The following is a 15,939-nucleotide window of genomic DNA, read 5'->3' as shown; positions in this document are numbered from 1 at the left end:
ATTAACTTTCGTGACGGCCGGCAATAAAGGGCGGAAAGCCGTCAGCGCCCCCCGACGCGGAGCCCGGGCGCAGGCCGCTCGCTCAAAAGCTGATGACGGAACCGGAAGAGCGCTGCCGGGCGGCCACCAGTCGCGGTCGACGTTGCGCCGGTCGGTTCGACAAGGTCGGCATTTTCCACCAGACGCCGGAAATTCTGCTTGTGCAGATGCCGTCCCGAAATGGCCTCGACCGAAGTTTGAAGTTCGGTCAGGGTGAAGGTTTCAGGCATCAGTTCGAATATCACCGGCCGGTATTTCAGCTTGCCGCGCAGTCGGGAAATGGCCGTTGCCAGCACCCGGCGGTGGTCGAAGCGCATCGACGCGCCAAGGAAGGGCAGGTCGGACCGGCGCAGGGCCGCAGGCCGTCCATCGGTCCGCGCTTCCTCGACAAGGCCAGCTTCATAGAGAAGCTCGAACCGCTCCAGCGCCCGTTCTTCATCCCAGGAGGTTCCGCCCGTGCCAAAGGCAAGCCGCACCCGCTCCTGACGTCCGAGTGGTTTGGGCGGCTCGCCAGAGGGTGGCGGTTCATTGGCCCACAGGTCGAGCGCCGGCAGGATGTCCCGATCCAGGACATCAGGCCGTCCGGTGCGCCAGTCCTCCCAGGGAAAATAGTCGTACCAGGACCGCCATGCCGAATCATGCCGCGACAACATGCTCTCCGAATCCGGGGTCTGGCGGGTCAATGCCAGATATCCCACCGAAACCACGTGCGGGCCCTCGTCGCCGGTAACCCGGTGTCGGCCCCGGTCGCCGAAGGTATAGAGCTGTTCCACATACCCAAGCCTCAGTGCGGTCTGGTTTTCCACCCAGGACCGAAGGCCGATTTCGAAGGTACGGTGACGGATCGGGTCAAACGGTCCAAAGGGCAGGCTGTCGAGCGCTGCTTCTGAAGAGGCATTTGCTCCACTGTCTGCGCCCGTTACCTGGCCAGTCTGCTTTGCGTCGTTCACATGGACGATCTGCGGCAGGCCCCCTGCAACCGATACGATGACGGCATTCAATCCGATTTCAATATTGGCTTGCCGGTGGGGCATTGGGTCTCCGTGGTGGGCCGTCAGTCGATCGGCATGACAAAGGGGGTGCCTTCAAAGGCATTTGCACCGCGGCCGATGCCACGGATGGCGTCGATCATGCGGCCGTCGCGGCCGAGAAGTTTGTCGCCAATGGCAACGATCCGGGCGTTTGGCGTGGCCGAAGGCGAGCGTTGCCTCAGGATTTTCGCTAGATGCTCTTCGTCCGCGTCCGGATTGAGCGAACAGGCAGCCACATAGGCACCGGCCGTGGAGCGGCTGATCCCCGCCCAGCAATGGATGACCAGCGGCGCCTGCCGGTCCCAGGAATTCACGAACGACAGAAACGCCGCCACATGCCGTTCGCTGGCCGGCACCAGCCCCTGCACTGGGCTGACAATGTCGTTGAACGCAAGCGACAGATGTCGCTCCGGCAAGATGCCAGCCGGGGTCGGCACGTTCATTTCCGCGTTGATCAGCGTGATCACGGACTTGGCGCCCGTGTTGGCCACCGTTTCAGGTAATTTCGATAGGGAGCAGACGTGCAGCATGACAGGACCGGTTCTTAGTTTCTGCCACTAAACTAGGGTCATTCGCGGGCAAGGTCACCCGTTTGATTGCTTGCTTTTTGTATTGTTCCCAGCTTCGCGCAGGGCTTCGATCTCGTCGAAGCGCTGCATGAACATTTCCTGGGCAGTTTTCACCGGCAAAGGCTCGAGGCCATAGCGCAACTTGCCGTCGGCATCGAGTGGAAAACCGCGCGGTTTGCCGAAAATCTTCGCCGCTTCGTTTTCCTCGAAACCGGCCAGTTCCACAGCCTCGAAATAGGCACAGATGATGTCCGCGCGCTTGGCGAGCTTCTTCACGGTCATCGGTATGGCTGCAGGAAGGCCGAACCGAACGTGGATGGCCGCCTGCAGACGCGATTCAACTCCCTTGTAGGCTTCGCCGATCACGGATTTGAACGGAGAAATCATGTCGCCGATGACATATTCCGGTGCATCGTGAAGCAGAACGGCCAGTCGCCAGTGCGGTGGCAGGTCGGGTTTCAGCATCAAGGCGATGTCTTCGACGATCAGCGAATGTTCGGCGACCGAGAAGGCGTGATTGCCGTAGGTCTGGCCGTTCCAGCGGGCGACACGGGCAAGGCCATGGGCGATGTCGGAAATCTCGACGTCAAGCGGCGAGGGGTCCAGAAGATTGAGCCGTCTGCCGGACAACATGCGCTGCCAGGCGCGCGGGGGCTGGTCGGTACGGGCAGAGGCCATCGGTTCTCAAGGGGCTCGCGGTTTCAGTCCGCGGTGTTCGGTTCCGGCAAGGAAAAGGAAGCCCAGTCGGGCAGCTTGACCAGAATCTCCGTGTCACCGCATTTCAAAGGAGAGCCGTTGTCCTTGGCTTGGGCAACCTTGTCAAGGCGCAGAAGCGCAAGGCCCACAGCGCCGTCTTCGGTCACGGCACTGGAGCCGAGGACGCCTGCGGATTTGCCATCGGCCGTGATGTCGGTGCCTTTTTCCCCAAGCGCAGCGCTGCTTTCGATCTGAACGAACCGCTTGCGGGCAGTACCCCGGTGATGCACGCGCGAAACGACTTCCTGCCCGACGTAACACCCCTTGGAAAAGGAAACGCCGCCAAGCTGGTCGAGATCGGCGTCATGCGGGAAGATATCCGAATAGTCGAAGTCTTTCAGACCCTCAGGGACACCCATTGAAATGCGGTGACGGTCATAGGCGGCAAGGTCCGCAGCCGTGGCGTGGAGTTTCGGGGCAAGATCTGCGACAGGACCTGCAATGCGCTTGCCGAGTGCCGGCAGGCGCGGGTCGGTGACCTCAGCAAGAGCACCCTCCAAATCACTGTCCGGAACCTCGCCTGCGTTCGCAGTGTCATCCCACAGGGCGATCACGCCAAAGTCCTCCGGCAGCATCTCCAGGTCCACCTTCGCTCGCAACCGGTAGAAAGTCAGCCGTTTCAGAAAATCGGCAGCGGTTGCGGAAGGTACATCCAGCAGATAGCTGCCTTCCTGGCGGTAGATCAGGAAGTCGAACAGGATTTTGCCCTGGGGTGTCAGCAGGGCACAGGCGCTTGCACCGCCTTCCACCATGCTGTCGATGTCAGCCGTGACCAGATTTTGCAGAAAATGCTGTGCGTCTGCACCTCCAACACGGATCAGCGAGCGGTCGGACAGATGGGCGTAGGACAAGGTCGGCACGGCAGGCTCCATGAACGAGATGGCTGATTCAGACACATTGTCTGGCCAGTTTCACTTGAGTGGCACATAAGCGCTTTGCCAACCGTGGGCAAGGTTCTGAATCTGCTGGCCTCTGTCTGGCCCTTTGCCGCCGGGCCGCGTATAAGCCCGATAAACCGACCTGCCGATAGACCCGAATGAATGCGGAGGAGCCACATGAGCGCGACCTATGACCTGATCCTGAAGGGCGGAACCGTTGTCAATCAGGATGGCGCGGGACAGCGTGATGTTGCTGTTCGCGATGGCCGCATTGCGGGCATCGGCTCCTTCGACGCCTCACAGGCCGACGAAACGGTCGATTGCACGGGCCTGCATGTTCTTCCCGGCGTCATGGACACCCAGGTGCATTTCCGCGAGCCAGGTCTCGACCATAAGGAAGACCTGGAGTCCGGCTCTCGTGCTGCCGTCATGGGCGGTGTCACCGCGGTCTTCGAAATGCCGAACACCAATCCGCTGACAACTTCGGAAGCGGCCCTCGCCGACAAGGTGCGTCGCGGTCATCACCGCATGCACTGTGACTTTGCCTTCTGGGTTGGCGGAACGCGGGACAACGCCAAGGATATTCCCGAACTGGAACGTCTGCCGGCTGCTGCGGGTATAAAGGTGTTCATGGGGTCCTCCACCGGTGATCTTCTGGTGGAAGACGACAAGGGCGTGAAGGAAATCCTGTCCGTGACCCGCCGCCGGGCAGCCTTCCACTCCGAAGACGAGTTCCGCCTGCGGGAACGCCAGGGGGAGCGTGTTGAAGGTGACCCGAGTTCCCATCCGATCTGGCGCGACGAGATCGCAGCTCTCCAGTGCACCCAGCGGCTGGTGGGCATCGCGCGCGAAACCGGCGCGAAGATCCACATTCTGCATCTGTCGACGGCGGAAGAGGTCGATTTCCTCATCGACCACAAGGACGTTGCCTCGATTGAGGTCACCCCGCACCATCTGACGCTGACGGACGAAGCCTACCACCGGCTGGGCACGCTGGTTCAGATGAATCCGCCGGTGCGTGCCCCACGTCATTCTGAACGCCTGTGGTGGGCACTGGAGCAGGGCATTCTCGACATTTTCGGCTCAGATCATGCGCCGCATCTGCTGGAAGAAAAACAGAAGCCCTATCCGGCTTCGCCGTCTGGCATGACCGGTGTGCAGACGCTCGTACCGATCATGCTGGATCACATCAATGCAGGCCGTCTCAGCCTTGCACGTTTCGTCGACATGACCAGTGCGGGCCCGGCCCGTCTCTTCCAGACTGCGCGCAAGGGCCGGATCGCCGTCGGCTACGATGCCGACTTCACGGTGGTCGACATGAAGCGCAAGGAAACCATCCGCAACGAGTGGATTGCCTCCAAATGCGGCTGGACGCCCTATGACGGCAAGGAGGTGACCGGCTGGCCGGTTGGCACGGTCGTCCGTGGGCAGCGCGTCATGTGGGATGGTGAACTTGCGGCACCCTCGCGCGGTGAAGCCGTCCGCTTCCTTGACGCACTGAAAGCCTGAAAAAGCCGTTCCTGAAAATCTGTGGCGTGAGGGGCTGTTCTCCCTGTTCAGGCCCAGTTCACGTAGCGTCTGCTAACTTTACAAAATGTGATGTGAATAACAGCGGCGAGATAGCTAGTGTGCGACCTTGCGGCTGAAAGGTGGAAGGAAACCAATAAGTAACCGTGTTTCCTAACCCGATCTACACAGATATTGGGTACAGTTTTAATCGAGCTTTATGGGTTTTTGCGTTGGGGAGCTCAGGGATGTTGTCATTGAAAAAAATTAGCCGGAGCAGGCGCACACGTTCGCTGCTCAGCCTCACCGGTGCCGCAGTTATGTCAGTCGCCGTCATGTCGACGGCCTTTGCGCGCGACGGCGCTCCGGAAGCAGATGCCGCAAGCGAGCCGCCATTGCACATGCTCGTGTCGCTGGACGAACAGAAAATCAAGGTCTACCGCGGCCTGGATCTGATCGAGATTTCGTCGATTTCTTCCGGAAAGCGCGGACACAGCACACCTACTGGCGTGTTTTCCATTCTGGAAAAGAAGCGCAAGCACTTTTCCAATCTCTACAACGATGCGCCGATGCCGTTCATGCAGCGGCTGACATGGTCAGGCATTGCCCTGCATGTCGGCAGGCTGCCCGGCTATCCGGCTTCTCACGGCTGCATTCGTCTGCCCAAAGCCTTTGCGCGGTCGCTTTACAGCATGACCGAGCGCGGCATGCATGTTGTCGTGACCAGGGGAGAGGCAAATCCGCTCGGAGTACATCACGCGGTGCTGCCTCAGCCCTACGTGCCGGAAACCGAGGTCGCGAGCCTGACGGACGAGACCATCGCGTCTGATCCGGCTCTGCGTGGAGCCATTCAGGAAGCGCCTTTGCAGGCCAATCTGCCTGCGGTCCAGCCAGAAAACCCGTATTTCGACTTGCCGCTGCGGATGATCATCACGCCGCAGAAAGCACCGAGCCGTGTGCAGGTGCTGCAGCAACTGCTCAACCAGATGGGCTTCAATGCCGGTCCGGAAGACGGTGTCATGGGCCGCAAGACCCGGGCAGCCATCAGCCTGTATCAGGAAGGCGCCGACTTGCCGGTCACCGGTCATTTGACCGATGCGCTTGAAACCCGCATTCGTGCCGACGCCGGCTACGAAGAACCGCAGAACGCCACGTTGCGGATCCGCCGCAAGTTCCGCGATGTCTATTCCGCACAGGTCACGATCAAGGATATCGATCAGGAAATCGGAACACACGTTTTCACCGCGATGGATTTCAAACCGGGTGACACGTCCGTTGACTGGATCGCGGTTTCCGCGGAAGGGGAACGTGGCGGATCTTCAATGGAGGTTCTCGACCGGATCGAGATGTCCAAGAAGGTGGGACTTGAAGTTTCGAAGATGCTGACTCCGGGCTCGTCCCTGACGGTTACAGACCGCAACTTCACCCGCAACACCGGCCTTGGAACCGACTTTGTGGTGATCACCCGCTAGGTTCAGGTTTCCCAACGTGCTGGACAAGTGTCAGGCCCCCGCTCTTGCGGGGGCCTTTTTCATTCTGCCATTACCGATCAGCAAGCGCAGTATGCTTCAGATTGTGGCAGTAGAAGTTAAAACCTATAGTATTGAAGGCAAATTGATCAATTATGGCGTGTATCGACATTGTTAAAAGTGACAGGCTCACGGAAAATTTACAATAATGCTTCAGAAGTACCCTCAGTTAGTTTCCTCAGAGGTACGTCAGATGAAATACAACAGCATTCCACTGACCTGGAAAATTGCCATTCCGGCAGTGACTGTTTTCGCCTTCACCGTTCTGGTCGCAATTATCAGCCTGAATTCCCTTCACAAAGGAATGCTCGATGAGCGTCTCCTGAGTATCAAGAACATCGACCAGTCTGCGATCGCGATAGCGAAACGGTACAATGATATGGCCGTGGCTGGTACTCTGACCGAAGAGGAAGCCAGACAGCGTGCAGCGGTTGCCATCGGCGGAATGCAGTTCAGCGGTAACGGCTATATTTTCGTCTATGACAAGAAAGGAACGCTGCTGGTCCACCCGCGCTCCGAGATTGTCGGAGATAATCGCTGGGACAATGTCGACCCGGATGGCGTCTATATCACGAGAGAACTGATCAAGGCAGGCGACGCCGGCGGCGCCTATATTCAATATCAGACCAGGAAGAAGACCGGGGACGAGGTCTATCCCAAGCACGCATGGAGCGAGCTTTTCGCTCCCTGGGGCTGGTACGTCGGCAGCGGTGTCTATGTGGATGATCTTGAAGCTGCGTATTGGAGCGCCGCGATTGTAATGATCGCTGTGTCTGCCATCGGCGCGCTCGTCGCGGGTTTCGTCGCCTTTTTCACGATCCGCAGTATCAGCCGCCCGATCAAGGCCCTTACCGACAACATGAACAGTCTTGCGGAAGGCAACAGTTCCATTGAGGTCATGGGAACCGACCGCGGGGACGAAATCGGCCAGATGGCATCCGCCATGGAGGTCTTCGTGCGCAACGAGAACACGCGCAAGCAGCTTGAAGAGGAACAGCTGGCCAACCAGGAACAGGCTGCGCAGCGTGGTGAGGAAATCCAGCGCATGAGTGCCGAGTTCGATCGCCAGATCATGGAGATGATGAACATCATCGAAGGTTCGGTCAGCCGTCTGCAGAGCGCATCGGAGGAAATGACCAACGGCGCGGAACAGACGACGTCCCAGAGCGGCCTCGTTTCAAACGCCTCCTCTCAGGCCGCCCGCAACGTGGAAACGGTTGCCGCTGCTGCGGAAGAGCTTTCGGCATCGGTGAACGAAATCCGGCGTCAGGTACAATCCTCCAGCGAGATCGCCTCCCAGGCAGCTTCCGAAGCCCGTGCCACCAACGAGCGGATGAACGGTCTCTCCGAAGCAGCCGGGCGTATCGGCGAAGTGGTGACCCTGATTCAGGCAATTGCCGAACAGACGAACCTTCTGGCCCTGAACGCAACGATCGAGGCAGCCCGCGCAGGCGAAGCCGGCAAGGGCTTTGCTGTCGTTGCTGCCGAGGTCAAGGAACTTGCCACCCAGACGTCGAAGGCAACCGAGGAAATCTCCAGCCAGATCTCGGCAATTCAGGGCGAAACCCAGTCCGCTGCGAATGCAATCTCGTCCGTGACGCAGATCATCAACAGCATGAACGAAATCGCACAGTCGATTTCTTCGGCGGTTGAAGAACAAGGTGTGGCGACGCAGGAAATCGCTGAGAATGCGACGGAAGCATCTCGGAGCACGGTGGAAGTGACCAACAGCATCGAGAGCGTTTCCCTGGCGGCTGAAAGCACCCGTCACAATGCGGAAACAGTCGATGTCTCTGCACGCCAGCTCGAAGAAAACGCCAAGACCCTGAAGGGTCAGGTTGCAGCGTTCCTGGACGGCGTACGGACACAGTCCGCAGCCTGATCGGCTTTCGGCAACAATGCATCAAGGCCCCCGCACCAGCGGGGGCCTTTTTTGTGTGCTTTCAGGTGTCCGTCCCGACAAGGGTAGCTACACCAGAACCGGATTGGCCAGTGTCCGCCGACCGTTTTATTGTCCGGATGACGGCTCGAATCTCCCCAAACGTCACCAAACTGTCGTGTCCGTCACGTATCGGAAGGCAGTTTATTGGCGCAGGTGACTCGGGAGAAAGACATGGCGCAGAGCACGCTCACCGCATCGAAGAAACGTCTCAAGAATGCGGTTCACCGGTCTGAAGCAACTTCCAGGGACGGCTTTCTGGAGCGCCTGTTTACGTTCGCCTTCAAGGGGCTCGTCTACCCGCAGATCTGGGAAGATCCGGACGTCGACATGAAGGCAATGCGCCTGACGCCGGACTCCAGAATGATCGCCATTGCGTCGGGCGGCTGCAATGTCATGTCCTATCTGACGGCAAACCCGGCCGAAATCACTGCGGTTGATCTTAACCGCGCGCATGTTGCGCTGGGCCGCCTGAAACTGGCCGCCGCCAGGCATCTGCCGAATTACGAGGTCTTCTACAGGTTCTTTGGCGAAGCCGACGAAAAGGCCAATGTGGCTGCCTATCAGCGTTTCCTGAAGGACAAGCTCGATGCTGAAACCGTTGCCTACTGGGAAGGCCGGGACATTGCCAACTGGGGCCGCAAGCGGATCACGCTGTTCTCGCGCGATCTCTATCATCACGGCCTGTTGGGCTATTGCATCGGTGCCGGCCACCTGATCGCGAAGCTCTATGGCATCGACCCGAAGTACATGGTCAAGACCAAGTCCCTGGAGGAGCAGCGCAGCTTCTTCGATACCGCGCTGGCGCCGCTGTTCGACAAACGCCTGGTGCGCTGGGCAACGTCGAAGAAGATGTCTCTCTACGGTCTGGGCATCCCGCCTGCGCAATATGATGCGCTGGTGTCCGCCAGTGCAGAAGGCGATATGTCCGCGGTGCTGCGTCAGCGGCTTGAGAAACTCGCTTGCGACTTTTCCATGCAGGACAACTATTTTGCCTGGCAGGCCTTTGGCCGGGGCTATGCCCCCGGTGGCCAGGACAGCACCGGTCCCGCAGGGCCTCTGCCGCCCTATCTGAAGCGGGAACATTTCGAGGAAATCCGCCAGCGTGCGGGCCGTGTCCGGGTGCTCAACCGCAATTTCACCGAGCATCTCCAGTCGGTTCAGGAAAAGACGCTTGATGCCTATGTGTTGCTCGACGCCCAGGACTGGATGACCGACCATCAGCTCAATGCGCTCTGGACCGAAATCACCCGCACTGCCCGCCCGGGAGCCCGGGTCATCTTCCGCACGGCTGCCGAACCGACATTGCTGCCGGGCCGCGTCGCCGACCAGATCCTGGATCGCTGGACCTATGAGGAAGAGGAAAGCCTGGAACACGGCCGTCAGGACCGGTCTTCCATCTATGGCGGCTTCCATCTTTATGTGTTCAACGGCTAGACTGGCCATTCTCGGTACGGAAAACGAGCATCATGACCCAAGCTGTCGAAACGGCCCGGCTGATGGATGCCGTCTATCGTCATCAGCGCCATTTTTACGACCTGACCCGCAAGTTCTACCTGCTCGGGCGCGACAGGCTGATCCGTGATCTCCAGCCTCCACGTGGCGGCAATGTTCTGGAACTCGGCTGCGGCACGGGCCGGAACCTGATTGCGGCAGCCAAGGCCTATCCGGACGTCCGCTTCTTCGGTGTCGACATTTCCAGGAACATGCTGGAAACCGCGCAAAAGAACATCGACAAGGCAGGCCTGACGGAGCGGATCACGCTTGTGGAAGGTGATGCCGCCAATCCCGCTGTAACGGAAGGCCTAGGCGTGTCGGCATTCGACCGCGTGTTCTATTCCTACACGCTGTCCATGATCCCGATCTGGCGCGAAGCGCTGACCGCAGGTGCCGCCCGGCTGGCGCCGGACGGGCGTATTCACGTGGTCGATTTCGGTCAACAGGAGCGCATGCCGGGCTGGTTCAAACGCCTGCTCTTCGCCTGGCTGAAATCCTTCCACGTGTCTCCGCGCGCAGGGCTGGAAGACGAACTGAAAGACCTGGCTGCCCAAAATGGGGCGGTGCTGTCGTTCCACCGCCCATACGCCGGCTACACGGATTATGCGGTGATCGCCAAGCCGGTGTAAGCGCCGCGCCGAGGGGGGCTGTTCTGCGTCAGAGAAACGGGCGCTGACCTCAGGGACATCCCTGTTCGGCCCAGAGCCGCAAGGCATTCTTGAAGACACCGCCATAGGGGTGTTCCTTTGCCACGGCGCGGGACTTGTCAGCGACATAGGTCTTGGCCTGGTCGCACAGGTTGGCCTGTTCCCAGTGATGGCACGCAGCGCAGGTCTTGTCCTTCCAGACAGCCTCCGGCAGGCCTTCGATCGGCGGGAATTTCGGTGACCCTGTGATCAGCTCCGAAATGCTTCGGCTGGCGATGTCAGGCGTTCCCATAGCAAGCGGCGCATTGAACGCAATCACCGCAGGCGGGCCTTTCTGATCCTTGGTCGTTGCGGGCTGCTGCGTGGCCACAGGCGTGTCTTCGGGCGGTGGCTGAGTGGCAACCGGATCCTTGCTCTGCTCCTTGTTCAGGATCGTCTGCTGTTCCAGACGCGCCAGTTCGGCAAACGCCCCGTTTGGATAGGCGTCAAGATAGGTTTGATAGGCGCTTGCCGTGCCTGCACGACGCGCTGTTTCGATCATCTCGCGTTCGCTCGTCTGGGGGGCAGCCGGCTCGGAGGCCGCTTGCGGCGGAGCTTTAGCCGATGCGACGGGCTGTGCTTCCTTCTCCATCAGGACCGTCAGGAGCTTCCTGGCTTCTCCGGAATAGCGGCTGTCCGGGTGCGCGCGCAGGAACAAGAGCACCTGTAGCGGATCGTTGCTGAGTTTGACCGAGTCCCAGATCTGGCGAAGTTCGACTTCTTCCTGGGTAGGCGCCTTGGCTGGAAGGAACTGGAAATCAACGGTGAGTGACGACGTATCCCACGGTGTCTGCTGGTTGTTCGTATCCTTCAGAACGTCGATCCGAACTTCCCTGAAAAGGGTTTCGACGGACATTCCGGGTGTCTGCATGTGCCGGGCCAGGGCTTCGGTGAAGGGGCTGTTGCCGTCGACACCGTCAAGAGCAACATCGCCCGGGGCTGTCGAGTAGGCCAGGAAGGTGCCCCTGGGGGCCTTCATTTCCGCAAGGCCATTGTCGCGCAGGTCCGGAATCGTAACGAACGGATTGTTCCGACAGGCATCGAGAATGACGATATTGGTCCGATTGCGGGCCGAGAACATCTGCCGCAAGACGGCCTGTGCCGGAACCCCGACCAGGCTGAGGTCTGCAGCATCCTGAAGCTCTATGTCGACAGGAAGCAGAAAGTTCGTGCCGAAGGATTGCACACCGTGCCCGGCATAATAGAAAAGCCCGGTCGCGTCCTCGCCCGCGGTCCGCAAACGGCTGCCAAAGTTGGAGATTGCCGTGATCATCTCGTTCTGGCTGGAGTTGGTCACGAGCGTGACCTCAAAGCCCACCTCGCGCAGCGCGTCGGCCATCAGTTCCGCATCTCTTACCGGATTGTCCAGCGGTGTGACTGTCGAATAGGCGCCATTGCCGACCACCAGAGCCAGCCGCGATGCCGCATGCGCTCTGTTCGTGAGCATTCCGATGGTCAAGGTCAGCGCCATGAGGAATGCGATTGTAATGCGATGCATGGTGGTCCTATTCGACAACGACAAACTCTATCCGCCTGTTGCGTTGTTTTCCTTCCGCCGAGGTGTTCGGGGCAACAGGACGGCTTTCCCCGTAACCGACACTCTTGATCCTGCTTTCGGGAACCTTCTTGGAGACAAGATATTGCTTGACCGCTCCGGCCCTGCGTTCGGACAGAGCCTTGTTTGAGGTGTCGCTCCCATCGCTGTCGGTGTGGCCGCCAACTTCGATGACCAGACCCGGGCATCTCGTGATGATATCGACCAGGCTGTTCAAAAGAGGCTGGCTTCTCGGGTCAAGCTGTGAGCTTCCGCTCGGAAAGTAGATATTGTCGGTGCGGGACAGGATTTCAAAGCGGCCAATGCAGGCTTCGGCGTCCAGATTGCCTTCCGGTTCCAGGGCGGTGCTCGCCGCCGACTGGGCTGCTGCGACCTGCGGGGCCTCATCGGCCGAAACGCTCTGAACCGGTTTACCGGCTTTCCGTGCAAAGACGAAATCGAAGGAAACCGTTGCAGACGGCACGATCACCACGCCGGCGGCTTCCTCGAGTTTCTTGATGCCGCCGCCGAGGTTGAAGTCGGAAGCGGCAACAGAAATCGGCGCAGTGCTCGACACGGCAACCAGATCCTCGCTCAGATAGGTCACGGCAACATTGGACTGGTAGGTTTTGGAAATCCCGTGAAGATCCAGCTTGAAATCAAGCGGTATGATCTTGCGTTTCGCTGTTGGAAGGTCGGCAAGAGCCGATGCATCGATCTGCGTTGTGATCACCGCCTCGGGGAATTCGAACGTCTCGAAGAACAGGAACCGCATGCGCACGTTTCTGAGGTCGATCTTGGTATCGATCGAGTCCAGATAGATGCGAACCTTGGCGCTGCCGGTTTCATCTATGCCGCCTTCAATTTCGGCGAAGGAGCTTGATTCCACGATGGTCAGGTTCTTCACGGACTGGAACCTGAGGGACGAGGCATCCCGCTGCAGCGTCCAGCCACCTTTGAAGAAGGCTTCCGACGCGCTTGCTGGCGACTGAAAAAGGGCAATTGTCACCAGCCCCAGGAAAATCGCTTTCCAGGCAAACCGAACACCATTCATTTTCGTACCCTTTCAGCCCGGTCGGCGTTTATCGCCACTTTTCCGTAACCTAATGAAAGTGTTGCAAAGTCGACGGGGGATTGCAACGTACCCCTATCGGGATTCCACTTACAACGATTTTGCGGCGTGAAAAGTCCGTTTGCCACAAATCCTACCAGCGTGTCACCTGTAGGTGCGGTCCTCGATTGGCGTTTCCCGTATCTTTTCAAGAAGCATGTCGAGAAGGGCCTGCTCGGCACGGTTGAGTTTCGCTTTCGGGTTCCAGACCACGTGCACGTCGATCTCCGGCAGCGCGTCATAGGGCGGCAATTGCCACAACAGCCCCTCGCGGACGTCCCGCTTGGCGACATGGACGGGCAGGGGGCCGATTCCCAGTCCGGCGATGATCATGCGCCGCACTTCTTCGAGATTGGCCGAAGTGCCGACAACCCTGTCTTCCAGATCGGCTTCGGCACGCATCAAGGTGACCGCTCGCAGTGCATCTTCCAGCCGGTCGGTGACGAAACTGACCGAGGACTGGCCCGCAAGGTCGGTCTTTGTCAGGTTTGTCTTGCCGAACAGCGGATGGGGTGGACCACAGAAAAGGCCGAAGAACTCCCGGAAAAGGCGCCGATATTCAAGCTTCGGATTGCGCTCGCGCACCAGGCAGATTGCGAGCGAAGCCCTGCGCGAAGTGACGGCCTCCAGCGCGTCCTTGCTGGCGGATACCTTGATGGTGAGCGTTGCCGCCGGATGTCGTTCATGAAAGGCACGCAAGGTGTCGTCGTAAAGCGGAGAGACCACATGACTGGCCATGGCGATTTCGACATGGCCGCGGATCTCGTCGGTCACGTCGCGCATCAGGGTTCCAAGCCGCAGGATGGAGCCCTGGATCTCGATGGCTTCCTTGAGCAGCAGTTGACCGGCTTCCGTCAGTTCGAACTGGCCCGGCTTGCGGTTGATGAGCTTGCGCTCCAACCGGTCCTCCAGCCGCTTCAGCGCACTGGAAACGGTCGGCTGCTTGAGGCGCAGCCTGTCGGCAGCTTTAGTCACGCTTCCGGACTGGGCCAGTACGACGAAGGTTCGCAGCAGGTTCCAGTCCAGTTCGCGGGCTAGCCGTTCCGCATGGATTGGGCGCAATCGCTCGGTCATTGATCAGATCTATAGTTATAATTTCCACTATCTATTTGATCAATGAACACCCGTCTGCGACGCTGAAGTCAAGCAATTTTGGCAAGGCATTTGGCGGGGTTCGAGCGCATGAGCGTTGAGGCGCGGGAAAAACGGCAGCCATGGATACTCCTTTCGCCTGCGTTGACCGCCGTCGGATTGCTGCTCTTCATTCCGCTCGTTTTCATTGTGGTCTATTCCTTCTGGCTGCGCACAGCCACCGGCGCTGATCAGGCGGGCTTTTATCTGGACAACTGGAATGAGGCGCTGACTGACCCCTTCTATCGGGACATCCTGCTCGGCACGCTGAGGATTGCGGCGATCACGACAATTGCCTGCGCTGTCATGGGCTATCCAGCGGCCTATTTCATCGCCCGCTCGCGCGGCAACAAGGCATTGCTGCTGCTGTTGCTGATGCTGCCGTTCTGGATCAGCTACATCATCCGGACCATGTCCTGGATCAACATTCTGGGTGTGTCCGGCGCGGTCAACTGGGTGCTGCTCAATCTCGGCATCGTCTCCGAACCGGTTCAGATGCTCTATAACGAGCCAACGGTGATCCTCGGCCTCGTGCACTTCCTTCTGCCCTTCATGGTGCTGAACGTCTATGTGGCGCTGGAAGGGATCGATGTCTCGCTGGAAGACGCGGCCTGCTCGCTCGGCTCCACCCGCTGGCAGGCGTTCCGGGAGGTCACCTTGCCGCTGTCCTTGCCGGGGCTGGCCGCAGGCGGCCTGCTCTGTTTCGTGTTGAGCGCGGGCACCTATATCACCCCGCTGGTTTTGGGCGGTCCGACGGACGCCATGTTCGCCAATCTGGTCTTTGAAGCGATCATCACCCAGCTCAACTGGCCGCTCGGCTCGGCGCTGTCGCTCATGCTGCTCGCCGTCCTCGGCGCCCTGGTTTTGATCTACAACCACTATCTCGGCATGGGCCAACTGATGAAGGGGCTTGGCTGATGGGCTGGCAACTGATCCGGGCCTATACGCTGCTCGTCTATCTCTTCCTGTTTCTGCCGGTCGTGGTGGTGGTGCTTCTCAGCTTTAACGCCAGCCAGTTCGGCAGTTTCCCGATGACCGGTTTCTCGTTTCGCTGGTTCGTCGAACTGGCCGGAAACGACGCGATTTTGCGGGCGTTCCAGACTTCGATTGTTCTGGGTGCGCTGACGGCGCTGATCTCCACGACACTTGGCGTTCTGGCAAGCCTTGCCCTGGTGCGGTACGACGTGCCTGGCCGCAACATGATCTCCACCCTCCTGATCGCGCCCATTCTGGTGCCGGAGGTGGTGCTGGCGGTCGCCTTGCTGCTGTTCCTCAATTTCCTGTCGATCAATAAAAGCTTCTTCCTGCTCCTCATGGGGCACGTCATCTTCACGCTGCCCTTTGTCATCCTTGTGGTGCAGGCGCGTCTTGTCGGGATCCGCCGCGACTATGAGGAAGCCGCGCTCAGTCTTGGCGCCAGCCCTGTGCAGGCCTTCTTCCAGATCACGCTGCCCCTGCTGGCTCCGGCGGTGTTTGCCGGCATGCTGTTCGCCTTCACCATCAGCTTTGACGACATCACCGGCACCTTGTTCTGGAAGCCGGGCGGGGTCGAAACCGTGCCCACCCAGATCTTTGCCATGCTGCGCAATTCCATCTCTCCGGAGATCAATGCGCTCGGCACCGTGATGATTTTCCTCACCGTCGGCCTGCCGCTTCTCGGGCTGGCAATCGCCCGGCGGATGGCCATGCAGCGCGGCGGTTAGAACCGCGCGATCAAAGCAAGTAACCGACAA

At 59.5% G+C, this 15,939-nt stretch carries 14 protein-coding genes; 7 read left to right on the top strand and 7 right to left on the bottom strand.

Features of this window, described 5'->3' with window-relative positions:
• Positions 1-41 precede the first annotated feature (41 nt).
• From FMN63_RS16160 to ygfZ, 4 genes are read right to left on the bottom strand one after another with little or no spacing between them, the layout of a single operon-like run.
• A complete protein-coding gene (locus FMN63_RS16160) occupies positions 42-1,073 on the bottom strand; it encodes an NUDIX hydrolase (protein WP_148585085.1) in 1,032 nt (343 codons plus the stop codon).
• Positions 1,074-1,093: 20 nt separating this feature from the next.
• Positions 1,094-1,600: a tyrosine phosphatase family protein gene (locus FMN63_RS16155; RefSeq protein WP_148585083.1), complete on the bottom strand. Its 507-nt coding sequence runs from the start codon at positions 1,598-1,600 to the stop codon at positions 1,094-1,096.
• 54 nt (positions 1,601-1,654) lie between these two features.
• Positions 1,655-2,317, bottom strand: coding sequence for a YfbR-like 5'-deoxynucleotidase (locus FMN63_RS16150; protein WP_148585081.1), 663 nt, complete (start codon positions 2,315-2,317; stop codon positions 1,655-1,657).
• Between the two features lie 23 nt (positions 2,318-2,340).
• Positions 2,341-3,291, bottom strand: a complete 951-nt coding sequence (ygfZ, locus tag FMN63_RS16145) for a CAF17-like 4Fe-4S cluster assembly/insertion protein YgfZ (RefSeq protein WP_209001140.1) — start codon at positions 3,289-3,291, stop codon at positions 2,341-2,343.
• A gap of 159 nt (positions 3,292-3,450) precedes the next feature.
• On the opposite strand from ygfZ, the gene FMN63_RS16140 reads away from it, so the two are divergent.
• The 5 genes from FMN63_RS16140 to FMN63_RS16120 all read left to right on the top strand — a co-directional run bounded on the left by FMN63_RS16140 (position 3,451) and on the right by FMN63_RS16120 (position 10,373).
• Positions 3,451-4,782 (top strand): dihydroorotase, encoded by a 1,332-nt coding sequence (locus tag FMN63_RS16140; RefSeq protein WP_148585079.1) that lies wholly within the window; start codon positions 3,451-3,453, stop codon positions 4,780-4,782.
• Positions 4,783-5,099: 317 nt separating this feature from the next.
• On the top strand, positions 5,100-6,251 hold the full coding sequence (locus FMN63_RS16135; protein ID WP_209001139.1) for a L,D-transpeptidase family protein: 1,152 nt from the start codon (positions 5,100-5,102) through the stop codon (positions 6,249-6,251).
• 250 nt (positions 6,252-6,501) lie between these two features.
• The gene (locus FMN63_RS16130; RefSeq protein ID WP_148585076.1) at positions 6,502-8,190 is read left to right on the top strand and encodes a methyl-accepting chemotaxis protein; all 1,689 of its coding nucleotides are present in this window, start codon (positions 6,502-6,504) and stop codon (positions 8,188-8,190) included.
• 231 nt (positions 8,191-8,421) lie between these two features.
• On the top strand, positions 8,422-9,684 hold the full coding sequence (locus FMN63_RS16125) for a BtaA family protein (RefSeq protein WP_148585074.1): 1,263 nt from the start codon (positions 8,422-8,424) through the stop codon (positions 9,682-9,684).
• 32 nt (positions 9,685-9,716) lie between these two features.
• Positions 9,717-10,373, top strand: a complete 657-nt coding sequence (locus tag FMN63_RS16120; protein ID WP_148585072.1) for a class I SAM-dependent methyltransferase — start codon at positions 9,717-9,719, stop codon at positions 10,371-10,373.
• A 49-nt stretch (positions 10,374-10,422) separates the two neighbouring features.
• Here FMN63_RS16120 and FMN63_RS16115 read toward each other — a convergent pair whose 3' ends face one another.
• The 3 genes from FMN63_RS16115 to FMN63_RS16105 all read right to left on the bottom strand — a co-directional run bounded on the left by FMN63_RS16115 (position 10,423) and on the right by FMN63_RS16105 (position 14,149).
• Complete coding sequence (locus FMN63_RS16115; RefSeq protein ID WP_148585070.1) at positions 10,423-11,928, bottom strand: caspase family protein; 1,506 nt, start codon at positions 11,926-11,928, stop codon at positions 10,423-10,425.
• A 7-nt stretch (positions 11,929-11,935) separates the two neighbouring features.
• Positions 11,936-13,018 (bottom strand): OmpA family protein, encoded by a 1,083-nt coding sequence (locus tag FMN63_RS29865; RefSeq protein WP_148585068.1) that lies wholly within the window; start codon positions 13,016-13,018, stop codon positions 11,936-11,938.
• Positions 13,019-13,180: 162 nt separating this feature from the next.
• Positions 13,181-14,149 carry a LysR family transcriptional regulator gene (locus tag FMN63_RS16105; protein ID WP_148585066.1) on the bottom strand — a complete coding sequence of 323 codons (969 nt, stop codon included), beginning with the start codon at positions 14,147-14,149 and terminating at the stop codon, positions 13,181-13,183.
• Between the two features lie 108 nt (positions 14,150-14,257).
• Here FMN63_RS16105 and FMN63_RS16100 point away from each other — a divergent pair, with 108 nt between their 5' ends.
• Complete coding sequence (locus tag FMN63_RS16100) at positions 14,258-15,124, top strand: ABC transporter permease (protein ID WP_148585064.1); 867 nt, start codon at positions 14,258-14,260, stop codon at positions 15,122-15,124.
• Positions 15,124-15,909: an ABC transporter permease gene (locus tag FMN63_RS16095; RefSeq protein WP_148585062.1), complete on the top strand. Its 786-nt coding sequence runs from the start codon at positions 15,124-15,126 to the stop codon at positions 15,907-15,909. The genes FMN63_RS16100 and FMN63_RS16095 overlap by 1 nt, the downstream gene beginning before the upstream one ends.
• Positions 15,910-15,939: the final 30 nt, after the last annotated feature.

It is taken from the genome of Stappia sp. BW2, assembly GCF_008107695.1.
In the GTDB taxonomy this organism is placed as follows: domain Bacteria; phylum Pseudomonadota; class Alphaproteobacteria; order Rhizobiales; family Stappiaceae; genus Roseibium.
Note: the sequence above shows the minus strand (reverse complement) of the source record. Positions and strands in the feature narration are given on the sequence as shown.

Coding starts and splice junctions, on each gene's coding strand:
- FMN63_RS16155 (WP_148585083.1), bottom strand. CDS start 1,600: ATGCTGCACGTCTGCTCCCTATCGAAATTACCTGAAACGGTGGCCAAC.
- FMN63_RS16130 (WP_148585076.1), top strand. CDS start 6,502: ATGAAATACAACAGCATTCCACTGACCTGGAAAATTGCCATTCCGGCA.
- FMN63_RS16140 (WP_148585079.1), top strand. CDS start 3,451: ATGAGCGCGACCTATGACCTGATCCTGAAGGGCGGAACCGTTGTCAAT.
- FMN63_RS29865 (WP_148585068.1), bottom strand. CDS start 13,018: ATGAATGGTGTTCGGTTTGCCTGGAAAGCGATTTTCCTGGGGCTGGTG.
- FMN63_RS16095 (WP_148585062.1), top strand. CDS start 15,124: ATGGGCTGGCAACTGATCCGGGCCTATACGCTGCTCGTCTATCTCTTC.
- FMN63_RS16100 (WP_148585064.1), top strand. CDS start 14,258: ATGAGCGTTGAGGCGCGGGAAAAACGGCAGCCATGGATACTCCTTTCG.
- FMN63_RS16115 (WP_148585070.1), bottom strand. CDS start 11,928: ATGCATCGCATTACAATCGCATTCCTCATGGCGCTGACCTTGACCATC.
- FMN63_RS16135 (WP_209001139.1), top strand. CDS start 5,100: ATGTCAGTCGCCGTCATGTCGACGGCCTTTGCGCGCGACGGCGCTCCG.
- FMN63_RS16125 (WP_148585074.1), top strand. CDS start 8,422: ATGGCGCAGAGCACGCTCACCGCATCGAAGAAACGTCTCAAGAATGCG.
- FMN63_RS16150 (WP_148585081.1), bottom strand. CDS start 2,317: ATGGCCTCTGCCCGTACCGACCAGCCCCCGCGCGCCTGGCAGCGCATG.
- FMN63_RS16105 (WP_148585066.1), bottom strand. CDS start 14,149: ATGACCGAGCGATTGCGCCCAATCCATGCGGAACGGCTAGCCCGCGAA.
- FMN63_RS16160 (WP_148585085.1), bottom strand. CDS start 1,073: ATGCCCCACCGGCAAGCCAATATTGAAATCGGATTGAATGCCGTCATC.
- FMN63_RS16120 (WP_148585072.1), top strand. CDS start 9,717: ATGACCCAAGCTGTCGAAACGGCCCGGCTGATGGATGCCGTCTATCGT.